Annotated in this window: 9 protein-coding genes; 4 read left to right on the top strand and 5 right to left on the bottom strand. The window is 67.0% G+C overall.

Annotation, left to right across the window (positions count from 1 at the left end; all coding sequences use genetic code 11):
• The first annotated feature begins 6 nt into the window (after positions 1-6).
• A complete protein-coding gene (locus tag DPQ23_RS12105) occupies positions 7-426 on the top strand; it encodes a DUF6915 family protein (protein WP_112875055.1) in 420 nt (139 codons plus the stop codon).
• Between the two features lie 68 nt (positions 427-494).
• Here the strand turns inward: DPQ23_RS12105 and DPQ23_RS12100 are convergent, their stop codons facing one another.
• Together DPQ23_RS12100 and DPQ23_RS12095 are read right to left on the bottom strand one after the other, a co-directional pair.
• Entirely contained in the window at positions 495-884 is a 390-nt protein-coding gene (locus tag DPQ23_RS12100; RefSeq protein ID WP_112875054.1) for a type II toxin-antitoxin system VapC family toxin, read from the bottom strand.
• Entirely contained in the window at positions 871-1,146 is a 276-nt protein-coding gene (locus DPQ23_RS12095) for an AbrB/MazE/SpoVT family DNA-binding domain-containing protein (protein WP_112875053.1), read from the bottom strand. Before DPQ23_RS12095 ends, DPQ23_RS12100 begins: the two co-directional genes overlap by 14 nt.
• Positions 1,147-1,393: 247 nt before the next feature.
• Here DPQ23_RS12095 and DPQ23_RS12090 point away from each other — a divergent pair, with 247 nt between their 5' ends.
• From DPQ23_RS12090 to DPQ23_RS12080, 3 genes are all read left to right on the top strand, one after another.
• Positions 1,394-5,749, top strand: a complete 4,356-nt coding sequence (locus tag DPQ23_RS12090) for a strawberry notch-like NTP hydrolase domain-containing protein (RefSeq protein WP_476704032.1) — start codon at positions 1,394-1,396, stop codon at positions 5,747-5,749.
• Positions 5,749-6,792, top strand: a complete 1,044-nt coding sequence (locus tag DPQ23_RS12085; RefSeq protein WP_112875051.1) for a DUF7146 domain-containing protein — start codon at positions 5,749-5,751, stop codon at positions 6,790-6,792. Before DPQ23_RS12090 ends, DPQ23_RS12085 begins: the two co-directional genes overlap by 1 nt.
• 333 nt (positions 6,793-7,125) lie before the next feature.
• A complete protein-coding gene (locus DPQ23_RS12080) occupies positions 7,126-8,061 on the top strand; it encodes a DUF2493 domain-containing protein (RefSeq protein ID WP_112875050.1) in 936 nt (311 codons plus the stop codon).
• 59 nt (positions 8,062-8,120) lie between these two features.
• Here DPQ23_RS12080 and DPQ23_RS12075 read toward each other — a convergent pair whose 3' ends face one another.
• Genes DPQ23_RS12075 through DPQ23_RS12065 form a run of 3 tightly spaced genes read right to left on the bottom strand, consistent with a single transcriptional unit; the run spans position 8,121 to position 13,583 of the window.
• Positions 8,121-11,390 carry an error-prone DNA polymerase gene (locus tag DPQ23_RS12075; protein WP_112875049.1) on the bottom strand — a complete coding sequence of 1,090 codons (3,270 nt, stop codon included), beginning with the start codon at positions 11,388-11,390 and terminating at the stop codon, positions 8,121-8,123.
• On the bottom strand, positions 11,387-12,910 hold the full coding sequence (locus DPQ23_RS12070) for a Y-family DNA polymerase (protein ID WP_112875048.1): 1,524 nt from the start codon (positions 12,908-12,910) through the stop codon (positions 11,387-11,389). Before DPQ23_RS12070 ends, DPQ23_RS12075 begins: the two co-directional genes overlap by 4 nt.
• Positions 12,825-13,583 carry an ImuA family protein gene (locus tag DPQ23_RS12065; protein WP_112875110.1) on the bottom strand — a complete coding sequence of 253 codons (759 nt, stop codon included), beginning with the start codon at positions 13,581-13,583 and terminating at the stop codon, positions 12,825-12,827. The genes DPQ23_RS12070 and DPQ23_RS12065 overlap by 86 nt, the downstream gene beginning before the upstream one ends.
• Positions 13,584-14,820 lie beyond the last annotated feature (1,237 nt).

Raw genomic sequence — 14,820 nt, 5'->3', positions numbered from 1 at the left:
GCAAACTTGGGATATTCCTATCATCACGCGCTGTCGTCAGCGCGCAAATGGGGCGGCACGGCAGAGGACTATCTCCCGCTCCACCAGTGGTTCGACGAATCGAAGGAGATCACCGCCGACTTCCGCCACCGGGCCCTGCGTCATCACGCCCAGGGCATATTCGAGTTGGAGCGCGTCTTCGGGGCGACCGTCACCATCTCGACCGGCCGCGTCGTGCCCGTCCGTCTGATCGGCGAACAGCATGTGCTGGAGGATTTCGGCTTCATCCCGAGCTTCGCCGACTGGGTGCGTTCAATCCGTCCTGAGCCCTGGATGGGCCGCGCGCAGCCGATTCACAAGCTGGTGGATCCCTTCGCTGTCGCGCCGGAAACCCGGCCGGGCGGCGGCAGTCCACCTGACCCCGCTCCCGGACCCTCCGCAGCATAACCGCAATCAACGCCGGCTCCCGGAGGAGACGATCACCGCCGGCCACCACACCTTCATGGCAGCTGCGGTCACGCCTCCTGGACGAAGCCGATCCCCGCGGCTTGCGCCGCCTTCACGAACTTGCGGTCGAAAGTCAGGAACGCGTCCTGCCGCTCCGACCGGCCGAGATGCAGCGCATCGGCGAAATCCATTCCCCGCTCGGCAAGATCGAACGCGGCGGCAACCGTCGCCGCGTCTTCGATGGTCACTGCCGGCAGGCCTCCGAAGGCCCGCAATGCCCGTGCGACATCTTCGGGCTTGTAGCCATAGGCGCTGCGCAGAACCCATTCCGTCTCCAGCACCACCGTCACCGGGACGAACACCCGCTGCCCGTCCAAGATCTCGCGGGCGCGGGCCGATTGCTCGAGGTGATCGCCGGTCAGGTAGCGGACGACGATATTGGTATCAATCGCGACCATGACGCCTGCGGGCCTCGGCCAGCACCCCGGCCTCCATCTCCTCGAGCGACTTCGGCGCGCCCGCGAAAGGCAGCATCCCGAAGACATTCTCGGGCCGGGTCGGTACGAAGGCGGGGGCGGGCTTCAGCAGGACGCCATCCGGGGTTTCCTCGACGATCAGCCGCGTGCCGGCATCCCAATCCCGGCGCTTGCGGATCGCCTTGGGCAGGATGACCTGCCCCTTGGTGGAGACGGTCGTGATCAGGGGATCGGGCTGAGCCATGGGCAAGGTCCACCTGTAAGACAATCGTAAGATAAGAGCCATCGCGGCGCGGATCAAGCCGCGCGGATCAAGAACCCGGGGCGGGCCGGAAGAGGTTTGCGCCTGTGGAGAACCGCGCGTGCCGCTCGGCGACTGTCGCCAGGGTCTCAGAGGGAGAGTGCGGCCGGGAGGAGGGTAAGCCGGTGCGGTCAAGAGAGCACTGCGCGGCTTGATCCCGCCCCGCTCTCCCGAGGAACTCCCCATGAACATGATCCCCGCACCCGCAGAGGCTGGTACTGTCACTGCGCTGGCAGTCGGCCACGGCGTGGAGACGGCAGCCGGCGCCTTCACTGCTGCTGGGCTGCTCCTGCCCCATCTCGAACGCGGTCAGCGCGTCGATGCCGCAACCCTGCACAGTGCGATGGAAGCAGCCTTCGGCGCTTCCGACGCCGCTGGAGCTTGGGACTGGAAAACTGCCTATGACGCCTGCGAGGCGGCGACCGTCCTTTTCCTGCGCAAATACGGCAATGTGCTTTTCCGCAAAGCCGGGTCTCCGGTGGCGGTCCTGCCCCAGCTCGGCAAGATTGCCGGGCTTCTGCCGCCGCATACGCGCCGGTCTGAGGAAGCCCAGACCTTCCAGCAGTTCTCCACCCCGATCCCGCTCGGTTTCGTGGCGGTGACGGCGGCGGCGATCACGCCTGCCGACCGGGTGCTGGAGCCCTCGGCCGGCACCGGGCTCCTCGCCATCCTGGCTGAGATCGCCGGCGGCACGCTCCTGCTCAACGAACTGGCCGAGATGCGCGCCGGCCTGTTGTCTTCCCTCTTTCCGGCCCTTTCCGTGACGCGCTTCGACGCCGCCCAGATCGACGATCATCTCGATCCCGGCCTGATCCCGACCGTGGTGCTGATGAACCCGCCGTTCTCCGCCGTGGCAAATGTCGAGGGCCGAATGGCCGATGCCGCCTTCCGCCATGTTGCCTCAGCGCTGGCACGCTTGGCGCCCGGTGGGCGGCTCGTCACCATCACCGGCGCGAGCTTCGCGCCCGACAATCCCGCCTGGACCGCCTCCTGGGCCCGGCTGCAGGAACGCGGCCGAGTGGTCTTCTCCGCCGCCATCGACGGCTCGGTCTATGCCAAGCATGGCACCACCATCGACACGCGGCTGACCGTCATCGACAAGCTGCCCGCCGAAAACGCAGCGGTGTTTCCGGAAGCGCCTGGTGTCGCCCCGGACGTGGCCATGCTGATCGGCTGGCTGGCCAACCGGCTTCCGGCCCGGCTGCCGGTCGATCCCAGCATTGCCGTGCAGGTTGCCCCATCGGCTCCTTGCACCCCGGCGCCTCGCACCGTGCGCGGCCATGTCAACCGGGCCGCGAAGACCGCATCCGCCGCGCCGCTGGCCGAGCCGGACGGGGTGCCGCTCGCCTATGAGGCCGTGGATTGGGAACCGGCCGAGGGCGGTCGCCTCTCGGATGCGATCTACGAGGACTACGGTCTTCAGACCATCCGCATTGCCGGGGCGCAGCCGCATCCAACCCAGCTCGTGCAATCCGCGTCGATGGCGAGTGTCGCCCCGCCGAAGCCGAGCTACCGGCCGACGCTGCCCGAGGACATTCTCGACGGGCTGTCCGAGGCGCAGCTGGAGACCGTGATCTATGCCGGCGAGGCCCATGCCGGCTTCCTCGCCGGGGCATGGACGGTCGATGACACGCTCGACAGCCTGTCCGCCGCGCCGGAGGACGCCACAGGCGCTGTCCGTTTCCGGCAGGGTTTCATGATCGGCGACGGCACCGGCGTCGGAAAGGGCCGGGAATCGGCGGCCATCATTCTCGACAACTGGATGCAAGGGCGGCGCAAGGCGGTCTGGATCAGCAAATCCGACAAGCTGCTCGAAGACGCACAGCGGGACTGGAGCGCGCTCGGTATGGAGCGACTGCTGGTCACGCCTCTCAGCCGTTTCCCCCAGGGCGCAACGATCACGCTGAACGAAGGCATCCTGTTTCTGACCTATGCCACGCTGCGCTCCGACGACCGCGGCGAGAAGGTTTCGCGGGTCAGGCAGATCACCGAATGGTTGGGCGCAGACTTCGATGGCGTGGTGATTTTTGACGAGGCGCATGCCATGGCGAATGCCGCAGGGGGCAAGGGAGAACGCGGCGATGTCGCCGCCTCGCAGCAGGGCCGCGCCGGGCTGCGCCTCCAGCACGCCCTGCCGCGGGCCCGCGTCGTGTATGTCTCGGCCACCGGCGCCACCACGGTCCACAATCTCGCCTATGCGCAGCGGCTCGGCCTCTGGGGCGGCGAGGATTTCCCGTTCTCGACCAGGGCCGAGTTCGTGGAGGCGGTCGAAGCGGGTGGCATTGCGGCCATGGAGGTCCTGGCCCGCGATCTGCGCGCCCTTGGCCTCTACACCGCCCGCTCGCTCTCCTTCAAAGGCGTCGAATACGAGTTGCTCGACCATGAGCTGACCCCGGAACAGGTCCGTATCTACGACAGCTATGCCGATGCCTTCGCCATCATCCACAACAATCTGGATGCGGCGATGCAGGCCGCCAATATCACTGGTGGCGACGGCGGCTCCGGCACGCTGAACCGGCAGGCCAAATCGGCCGCGCGCTCGGCCTTCGAGTCCGCCAAGCAGCGTTTCTTCGGGCATCTGCTGACCAGCATGAAGACCCCGACGCTGATCCGCTCGATCACCGCCGATCTGGACGCGGGCCATTCGGCCGTCATCCAGATCGTCTCGACCGGCGAGGCGCTGATGGAGCGTCGTCTGGCGGAGATCCCCACCGAGGACTGGAGCGACCTGAAAATGGACCTGTCGCCACGCGAATATGTCCTCGACTACCTCGCCCATTCCTTCCCCGTGCAGCTCTACGAGCCCTTTACCGATAGCGAGGGCAACCTGTCCTCGCGCCCGGTCTATCGCGACGGCCAGCCCGCCCTCAGCCGCGAGGCCGTCGCCCGACGGGACGAGATGATCGCCAGTCTGGCATCGCTGCCGCCGGTTCCCGGCGCGCTGGACCAGATCATCCAGCATTTCGGCACCGACACGGTGGCCGAGGTGACGGGCCGCTCGCGCCGGATCGTCCGCAAGCGCGGCGTCACCATCGACCGGCTGGTTGTGGAGAACCGCGCGGGTTCGGCAAATCTCGCCGAGACGGCCGCCTTCATGGACGATGCCAAGCGCGTGCTGGTCTTTTCGGACGCGGGCGGCACCGGCCGGTCGTATCACGCCGAATTGTCGGCGAAGAACACCCGCCTGCGGGTCCATTATCTGCTCGAGGCGGGCTGGAAGGCGGACGCCGCCATCCAGGGCCTCGGCCGCACGCATCGCACCAATCAGGCCCAGCCGCCGCTGTTCCGGCCAATCTCGACCAACGTGAAGGCCGAGAAGCGGTTCCTCTCGACCATCGCCCGCCGCCTCGACACGCTGGGCGCGATCACGCGCGGCCAGCGCCAGACCGGCGGTCAGGGCCTGTTCCGTCCCGAGGACAATCTGGAGTCGCATTACGCGCGTGATGCCCTGCGCCAGCTCTATCTCCTCTTGGTGCGCGGCAAGGTCGAGGGTTGCTCGCTGGAGCGGTTCGAGGCTGCCACCGGGCTGAAGCTGATGGACTCGAACGGCATCAAGGATGATCTGCCCGCCATCACCACCTTCCTCAACCGGCTGCTGGCGCTGACCATCGAGCTTCAGGGCGTGCTGTTCACTGCCTTTGAAGGGCTTCTGACCGCGCGGATCGAGGGCGCCATCGCCTCCGGCACCTATGACGCCGGGCTGGAGACCCTGCGCGCCGAAAGCTTCACCGTCGCCGACGGGCAGGTGATCTACACCCACCCCCGCACCGGGGCGGCAACCAGCCTGCTGACCATCACCGAACGCAAGCGGAACCGGCCGGTGACGCTGGATAGCGCCCTGGCCGAACTCGACGATCCCCGCGCGAAGCTGCTGGTCAACGAGCGCTCCTGCCGGGCGGCGGTGCAGATCCCCACCACCAGCGTCATGCTGGACGATGGCGAGATCGAACGCCGCGTCAGGCTGATCCGGCCGATGGAGGCGCAGAACATCCCGACCAGGATGATGGGCGAGACCCATTGGGTCGAGGCCGACCCGGACGCCTTCGCATCGGCCTGGAACGCGGAACTCGAGGAGGTGCCAGAGTTTACTGAGTCCACCCTGCACATGGTGACGGGGCTGCTGCTGCCGATCTGGAAGCGGCTGCCGAACGAGTCCACCCGCGTCTATCGGCTTCAGACCGATGCGGGCGAGCGCATCATCGGCCGCAAGGTCTCGCCGGCCTGGGCCGCGAACGCGGTCACGAGCGGCAGTGCATCGATCACGCCGGACGACGCCTTCGCGGCGCTGATGGAGGGCCGGACGATCCTCGATCTCGCCGAGGGTCTTCAGCTTCGCCGGGTTCGCGTCATGGGCGCGAACCGCATCGAACTCTCCGGCTTCACCGATACGATGCGCCAGCGCCTCACGGCCTATGGCCTCTTTCACGAGATCATCTCTTGGAAACTGCGGATGTTCGTGCCGGTAGACGCCAGTGGTCCGGTCGTGCTCGGCAAGCTCCTCGACCGCTGGCCGGTCCAGCGCATCGGTGAGCGGGAGACAGTCTGATGCCGCGTCACGACGCCTCTGAACTGGCGATCCACCTTGGCCGCGAGGCCGAGGCGGTGTGCCGCCACTATCTGTCGTCCGGCCACCGGGCTGGACGATACTGGCTGGTCGGCGATGTCCAGAACAACCCCGGCCGCTCGATGTTCGTGCGCCTGACCGGACCGGAATCCGGCAAGGGCGCGGCGGGGAAATGGACCGACATGGCCACAGGCGAGCATGGCGACCTGCTTGATGTCATCCGCGAGGCGCTCGGCCTCGCCGACTTCAAGGAAGCTGCCGAGGAAGCGCGCCGGTTTCTCTCGCTCCCGCATCCCGAACCGGAAATGACGAGGGCGCCGACCGGCAGGACGTCCAGCCCGGCATCCGGTTCACCAGAAACGTCGCGGCGGCTCTTCGCCATGTCGCAGCCGATCCACGGCACGCTTGCGGAGATCTATCTCAGCGGGCGGGCGATCACGTCCCTCTCCGGCACCACCGCGCTACGCTACCATCCCCGGTGCTATTACCGGTCTGAGGCGCATTCGCCCACCGAGATCAGGCCGGCGATGGTCGCCGCCGTCACCGATCTCACCGGACGACAGACCGGCGCGCATCGCACCTGGCTCGCCCGGGACGGTTCCGGCAAGGCTGCTGTCGAGACACCGCGGCGGGCGATGGGCGACCTTCTCGGGCATGGCGTCCGCTTCGGCACCGCCGATGAGGTGCTCGCCGTTGGCGAGGGCATCGAGACCGTGCTGTCGCCCCGTCAGGTTCTGCCCCGCATGCCGATGCTGGCGGCGCTTTCGGCCGCTCACCTCGCTGCCATCCTGTTCCCGCCTGCGCTGCGCCGGCTCTATGTCATCAGGGATCGCGACCCGGCCGGGGACGGTGCAAGAGACAGCCTTGTCGCCAGAGCAGCGAGCCTCGGGATCGAGGCAATTTCGGTGTCGCCGGTCGCGGGGGACTTCAACGACGATCTGCGACGCCATGGCGTCGATGCCCTCAGGGCGGGTCTGAAGGATCAGCTCCATCCCGAAGACGTCCGCCGTTTCATGGAGAGGTGAGGACTCGATCGGACCCGGAAGCGCGGCCCATGCTCCGCCCCTGTCAGTTTCGTTCGCTCGCCATCGGCAGCCGCATCCTTCGTCGGAGAGTCCCGCACCCACGGCCTTCCGGGAGGGCGATCGGCGCACAAACGGGCCGGACAGGCAATGGCGGCGGCCGACTATTTTCCGCCGGCGGCTGCGCCGCCTTTGCATCGCGAGGCAAAATAGTCGGCCGCCGCCATCAAGGCCCTCGCGGAGCGAGCGAGGGCTGCCAACCCGTCCCGCCCGTGCGCTTTCGACGCCTGCGAAGGCCGCGATGGTCGCGGTCTTCCCGAACAAAGGACGCTCCCGATGACAAGCGAAACCGAATATGCAGGCGACGAGCCGGTCCACACCTCCTCCCAGACCGATCACACCCTCACCGAACTCCAGCTCTACGGCTGGCGCCCGTTCCAGGACGAACCCGATCCGAGGCCGCTGCCCGAGGGCAATACCGTCGCCACCGCCGTCGCGGACATCTTCGACGCCCTCGTGGCGACGCTCGGCGACACCCGCCTCGAGCCCGATCTCGAGGAACTGCTCTGGGGGACTGTCAATCTCTTCCACCGCGCCAATGCCCGCGTGGAACGCGATCTCGACGACAACGAGCAGGCGCAGCGCCGCCTCCAGCGGGAACAGGACGGCAGCGAGGTGAAATCGGTCGAACTCGAACGCCTCACGGCCGAGGGGCAGACCCTGATCGAACGGCGCGCCAGCATGGAGCTCTTCCGCGACCTCGCCGCCGACGCCTTCGAGCATCACACCGGCAGTGCCTGGCGGCCCCGCACCGGATCGATGGTCAACCATCGCAACCTGACTGCCGCAATGATCGACAGCCGCGACTTCTTGGCCGCGAAACGCCGGGCCGAGACCGAGGTGATGCTGCCCGCCGGCCCCAAGGTGGCCCTGACCGGGGGTGCCGACTTCAACGATCACCGCCTGATCTGGGCGAAGCTCGATCAGGTCCATGCCAAGCACGCGCAAATGGTGCTGCTGCACGGCGGTTCGCCGAAGGGAGCCGAACTGATCGCCTCCCGCTGGGCCGATCACCGCAAGGTGCCGCAGGTGGCCTTCCGGCCCGACTGGACGAAACACGGCAAGGCCGCGCCCTTCAAGCGCAACGACGCCATGCTGGACGTCCTGCCGGTCGGCGTCCTCGTCTTCCCCGGCACCGGGATCCAGGAGAACTTTGCGGACAAGGCCCGCAAGCTCGGCATCCCGGTCATGAAGTTCGAGGGTGGCGCGTAAGCGCCACCTTACCTTCCGTCATGTCGATGACATCAGATCGGCATGTCCGGCACTCCCGTTCACCGAAAGTCCCGCGTCTTCACTCTGATCGAGTCGATATGCAGGTCCGGGATGTAGATATCGCGGGAGCGGGGCCCTTTGGAGGGCAGAGAGTGCGGATTGCCGGTGAGTGATCCGTGGCCGACCTCATCACCCCTGCCGTGCGGAAGCGGGAAAGCCGCCCGCTCTCCGACGCTGGCCAGTTCACGGGAGAGATCGGTGATCCTGTGCGCAACCAGGTGCACGACCTCGCCCTCGCGCTGCACCCGGGCCTTTACCACGATCATGCCGGCAGAGAGGACGATGCGGCGGTGCTGCTCGAACACCTTCGGCCACACGACAACGTTGGCAATGCCGGTCTCGTCCTCGAGGGTGATGAACATGACGCCCTTCGCCGAGCCGGGCCGCTGGCGGACGAGGACGATGCCGGCGGCTTCCAGCCAGCGGCCGTCGCGCGTCTCCATGGCGTCCTTGCAGGTGACAATACGCCGGCGTCGCAGGTCCTCGCGAAGGAAGGCGACTGGGTGCTCGCGAAGGCTGAGGCCGGTGCGGCTGTAATCCTCGACCACCTCGCGCCCGGCGGCCATGGGACGGAGCGCGATGGCGGGCTCATCGGCCTCGGAGATCATCGTGTTCTCTCGCTGCGACGCTTTGGCGAAGAGCGGCAGTTCCTCGTCGCGCAGGCCCTTGATGGCCCAGAGTGCGTCGCGGCGGGCAAGGCTGAGGGCAGGGCGGAAGCCGTCGGCCTCGGCGATCCGGGGCAGCGCCGAGACCGGCACCCCGGCGCGGCGCCAGAGATCCTCGAGCGAGGCAAAGGGCCGATCGGCCCGTGCGGTGACGATGGCCACGGCATGAACATTGGCGAGCCCTTTCACCATGCGCAGGCCGAGGCGGACGGCGAAGCGGGTGTCGTCGCCTGCGGGTTCCAGCGTGCAGTCCCAGCGGCTCGCGTTGACGCAGACGGGCCGGACCTCGACGTCGTGGTCGCGAGCGTCGCGCACGATCTGCGCTGGCGCGTAGAAGCCCATCGGCTGGCTGTTGAGCAAGGCCGCGCAGAACACGTCCGGGTGCCAGCATTTGAGCCAGGCTGAGGTATAGGCGATCAGCGCGAAGCTCGCGGCGTGGCTTTCGGGGAAGCCATAGGAGCCGAAGCCCTCCAGCTGGCGGAAAGTGCGCTCGGCGAACACGGAATCGTAGCCGCGCGCGACCATTCCACTGACCAGCTTGTCTTTGAAGGCCGAGACCCCGCCGGTGAACTTGAACGTCGCCATCGACTTGCGGAGCATGTCCGCCTCGCCAGGCGTGAAGCCCGCGCATTCAATGGCAACCCGCATGGCCTGTTCCTGGAACAAGGGTACGCCGAGGGTCTTGCCGAGCACCTTCTCGAGCTCGGGGGTGGGATAGTCGACCGGCTCCAGCCCCGCACGGCGGCGCAGATAGGGATGCACCATGTCGCCTTGGATCGGGCCGGGGCGGACGATGGCGACCTGGATGACGAGGTCGTAGTAGGTGCGCGGCTTGAGGCGCGGCAGCATCGCCATCTGCGCCCGGCTCTCGATCTGGAAGGTACCGAGCGTGTCGGCGCGGCGGATCATCGCATAGGTGCGGGGGTCCTCGGGCGGGATGGTCGCCAGGTCGAGCCGGAGGCCCTTGTGCTCGGCCAGCAGGTCCAGTCCCCGGCGCAGGCAGCTGAGCATGCCGAGCGCCAGCACATCGACCTTCATGAACCTGAGCGCGTCGATGTCGTCCTTGTCCCACTCGATGATCTGGCGGTCCGCCATCGCCGCCGGCTCGATGGGCACCAGATCGTCGAGCCTGTCATGGGTCAGGACAAAGCCGCCCGGATGCTGGCTGAGGTGCCGCGGCGCGCCGCGTAGCTGGGCCGCGAACTCCATGGTCAGGCGGATGCGCCGGTCGGTGGGGTCGAGGTTCAGCTCGCGGATCTGGTCGTCGGTGACGCCCTCCGCCGACCAGGCCCATAGTTGCGAGGACAAGGCCCGGATCAGGTCCTCGGGCAGGCCCAGGGCCTTGGCAACGTCCCTCAGCGCCCCCTTTGCGCGGTAGCGGATCACGGTGGCGCAGAGGGCGGCGCGGTCGCGGCCGTAGTTCTCGTAGACCCACTGGATGACCTCCTCGCGGCGCTCGTGCTCGAAGTCCACGTCGATGTCCGGCGGCTCGTGCCGCTCCTCGGAGACGAAGCGCTCGAAAAGGAGGTCGTTGCGGCCGGGGTCGATGGAGGTGATGCCCAGGACGTAGCACACCGCCGAGTTCGCGGCCGAGCCGCGCCCTTGGCAGAGGATCCCGTTCGACTTGGCGAAGCGCACGATGCTGTGGACGGTCAGGAAGTAGGGGGCGTAGGCGAGCTTGCCGATCAGCCGCAGCTCGTGCCCCAAGGTGGCCGTCACCTCGTCGGGGACGCCCTCCGGGTAGCGCCAGGCTGCACCTGCCCAGGTCAGCTGCTCGAGCGTCTGCTGCGGGGTAAGGGTCGGGTCGTCACGCTCCTCGGGATACTGGTAGCGGAGTTCGTCGAGCGAGAAGCGGCAGCGCCCGGCGATCTCCAGCGTGCGGGCCAGTGCCTCGGGGTAGCGCGCGAACAGCCGCGCCATCTCGGCGGGCGGCTTGAGGTAGCGATCGGCGTGACGCTCGCGGCGGAAGCCGAGTTCCTCCACGGTGGTGTTGTGGCGGATGGCGGTGACAACGTCCTGCAGGATGCGGCGGCCCGGCTCGTGGTAGAGCACGTCGTTGGTGACGACGGTGGCGATGCCCATCTGCGCGGCCAGGTTCGAGAGGTGGTGCAGCCGCAATTGGTCATTGGGGCGCCGGCGCAGCGTCAGCGCGAGATAGGCGCGATCGCCGAACGCCTCGCGCAGCCGGCGGAGTTGGAGGCCGCAGGTGTCGTCAACGAGGTCCGGCACCAGCACCGCCATCAGCCCCTCGCCATAGGCGACCAGATCCTCCCAGGTGAGGTGACACTTGCCCTTGCCCGCGCGTCCCTTGCCGAGCGACAGCAGACGGCAGAGCCGCGCATAGGCGGGGCGATCCGTCGGGTAGACCAGCACCGCCATCCCGCAGGCGAGATCCAGCCGGCAGCCGACGATGAGCCGCACTCCCGTCTCCCTTGCCGCTTCATGCGCGCGGACGATCCCTGCCAGCGAGTTGCGGTCCGTGACCGCCAGCGCCTCGATGCCCAGGACGGCGGCGGTGGTGAACAGTTCCTGCGCGGACGACGCCCCCCGCAGGAAGGAGAACTGCGAGGTCATCTGCAGCTCGGCGTAGCGGGTTCCGCTCATCCGAACACCCCGTGCAGGAACCAGCGGTGCGAGCCGGCGGCGGTGTCCTGGCCGTCGCCGGAGCGGAAGATCCAGTAGCGCGCGCCCGCCTCGTCCTCGACCCGGAAGTAGTCGCGCACGGCCGTCCTCTCGGCCTCGCGCGTCCACCATTCCCCGAAGATCCGCTCGGGTCCATCGGCGCGCCGCATCCGTCGGCGAATGCCCCGCCAGGTGAACCAAGCCGGCGGATGATCGGGCAGGAGCGCCAGGGTCTCGATCGGCTCGGGACGGGGCAGCAGCCGCGCGGGACGCGGCCAGTGGCTGGGCCAGCCGGCGCCGGTGTCGTCGGCGAGCGCCGGGATGCGGCGGACGGAACGCTCGGGCACGTCGCTCGGAACCGGGGCGAAGCGGTAGATGGCGCGCGCCCCGACCCGGTTCGCGAGCGTGTCGATCAGGCCCGACAGGTCCGGCGCCGGGTCCTCGAGCAGGCTGCTGGCCGTCTGCTTCGCCGCCAGCGGCTCGGCGAGGGTGGCAGCCAGCGACATGATCTCGATGCCGAGACCGGGCGCGATGGTTTCGATCCTGTCGCAGAGCAGCCGGGTCAGGCGCTTCGGGTCGCGGACCGGCTTGGCGAGACCGATGCGGACGATCTGGAGGTCGTTGTCGATCCGGTGGCAGATGAGATCGAGACGGCGGGCGCCGAGACCGCGTTCCTCAAGCCGCTCACAGAGCGCCAGGACGAGCTTGCAGATATAGCGGGCGATGGTCTCGGCCGCGGCGATGGGTTCGGCGAAGCTTCGGCGGATCTCGATCAGGTCGTCAGGCCGGACCGGCTCGATGGGTTCGGCAATCTCGCCCAAAGCCTGATCCAGCCGGCGGCAGAGCTCCGGCCCGAAGCGACGGGTCAGTGGTGCGCGCGGTTGACCGATCAGACCGCCGATGCTGGCGAAGCCCAGATCGCGCAGACCTGCGGAGATGGCGGGTGAGAGGCGCAGGGCCTCCAGCGGCAGCGGCGCGAGCACCGCCTCTGTGGTGCCGGGTACTGCCAGACAGGTCGGATTCGCGGCGTGACGCGCCAGCGCATGGGCTGCGCCCCAGGTATCCGCAACCGCGGCGCGCGCCGAGAGGCCGGACATGACCAGCCGGCCGACTAGGGCGTCCAGCATCGCCGCCTCGCCGCCATGCAGATGAGCGGTGCCAGTCGAGTCGATTACGATCCCGTCCGACTGATCAACCGCCACGATCGGGCTGAATCGTTGCAGCATCCACAGCGCCAGCCGCTCCAGGCTGTCTGCATCCGCCACGGGATCAGCCGGCTCGATCAGCAGCCCGGGCACCAGTGCCTGCGCCTTGCTGACCGGCATGCCCGCGCGCAGCCCGAGCGCCTGTGCCGCCTCATCGACGGCCGTCAGCATGCGGCGGTTGCCGACGCGGCCGGAAACGACGAAAGGCGCATCAACGGGCGGCGCGGTGTCGCCAGCCTTCCGCCTTAGTCGGTCCGTCGGCCAGTTCGGCAGGAACACCGAGACGACCCGTGCCATCGCATGCCTCCAGTTCGATATCGAGATTTTCGCCCGCGCGCGCCCGTATCAGCTCGACGAGCCAGCGCGGCCGCCCGACCCCCGGCACCGGCAGGGGCGCTGAGGGCAGCACCGAGACCCGCCACCGCGTCATCGCCGCCGTGGGCTGGCCGAAGTCCGAGGCATCTGCGTGCCGCCGCCAACGGCGGAGCGCGATTCCAAGAGTCCCGCTTTCCCGCGCTGCCAGGTGCAACCGCCGTGAGGCCGTCATCGGCAGCTTCGGCACTTCACCCACGACCGCCGTCAGACCGCCATGCCGCAGCCCTTCCTCCATACAGGCCAGCACAGTCCTGTCGTCGCCGGTCTCGACATGGATCACGCGGTCAGGGGCGAGCCCCGCCTGTTCGAGCCCCGGCGCGAACAGATCCTGGTGCGCGACACACCAGAGCACCTTGCCCGGCAGCCGCGTGGCAATGCCGGCGGCGAAACAGGCTGCAGCGGCTCCGTCGATTGCGCCATTGCCGCCGCCGGCGATCTCGTGCAGGCATCCGAGCGCCAGACCGCCGCCCGGGAGCTTGCGATCGAGCTGAGGAATGCCGAAGGGCAGCACCTCGCGCGCAGAGCCGACCTCGCCCTCGATCCACGCAATCCGTGCGCGCAGCGCAGCGATGGCAGGATCGGCTTGGGCGGGCATGCGACGGCGGTCTCCACTTTGTGCACTCTATCAGTTCACTTTTTGTTCTCGACGTAGTGAAAAGTCAATCCGTCCGGCAGGAACCTGATCCAGGTGCGATGCGGGTCACGGCCGTTAGGGTGGGTGCAGACCGCTGGAAGTAAGTTATTTGCCACTTGTATGATCTGACCATGAACCAGCAGGCGATCCGGGACCTTGTCCGGATCACTCGCGAAAGCATCGGAAATCTCGAGCCCAGTCCCGCTTAGGCGCTCACCTTGATTGCCCTCAACATCTTCGGCTAAGCTAACTCGGATGAAGTCCGAGCGACGGACACCAACCGGCACCTATGCTACAGAGAGACATTGGTACTTCCGCGTTGCGGCCGCTCACGCACCCAACCGAGGTCAACAATGGGCGGGAAGAGGATTTACGGCAGTGCTGCATCGCAGGTGCAGCAAGAAAAGTAAGCAGCGGTCGATGTCACGCGTAGCGGGTAGCCGAGGCGAATGACCTACAAAGGCAGAAAGCCGACTGACCGCGGTGCAGCATGACATGTGCGGCAAGATCAGGATAGCGGATCACTGATCCAAGCTGCAGCAAACCAATCTGTAGCTTCGCTGCGGGGGAATGTTGCCCCAATAATCATAAGGTCACTCGTCGCATCACGACATAATCTAACATTGAAAAAATGCTTCTGGGATCATTATCATCATCAATCTATATGCTCATAAAATAGGCGAGCAAAGTTGATAGAAGGCTGTTCGTTTTATCGGGGTAAATATTGTGCGGCTATCATTGCTGAACGTGTAGGTAGATCAAGAGCATGCATTTGGATAATGGAGACGTAAAACTGCTTACCAAGTGTCGATCTGACGGCACGCCCTACACGCGTCGCGCTGACGTTGAACAGGCACTGGTAACGCTGACCAAACAGCCGCGCGAGGAGATCGTTGCAGCCTTGAAGATCCGAGACAGATCGTCACCCCTGTACATTAAATCTGAATGCATCGTTTATCTTATACGTAACACGCGAAACGACAACGACGACGGCTATTTCAACGAACTCTATTGCGAGCTCATGCGTCGGCTTGCCTCTGCGCTACCACGCATCTCGAGTGAGCAGGCAGACTGCTCAGAGAATGTACATGCCGCTGCTGGGCGGCTCTGTTGCACAAATCGGGTGATGGCCGAGGTTGCCCTTCTCCCGGTCAGAGCTATCCCACAGCTTCAGTGACAGGCATGCCGAGGGCGGTGT

This window comes from Paracoccus endophyticus (assembly GCF_003286075.1).
GTDB classification, from domain to species: Bacteria; Pseudomonadota; Alphaproteobacteria; order Rhodobacterales; family Rhodobacteraceae; genus Paracoccus; species Paracoccus endophyticus.
Note: the sequence above shows the minus strand (reverse complement) of the source record. Positions and strands in the feature narration are given on the sequence as shown.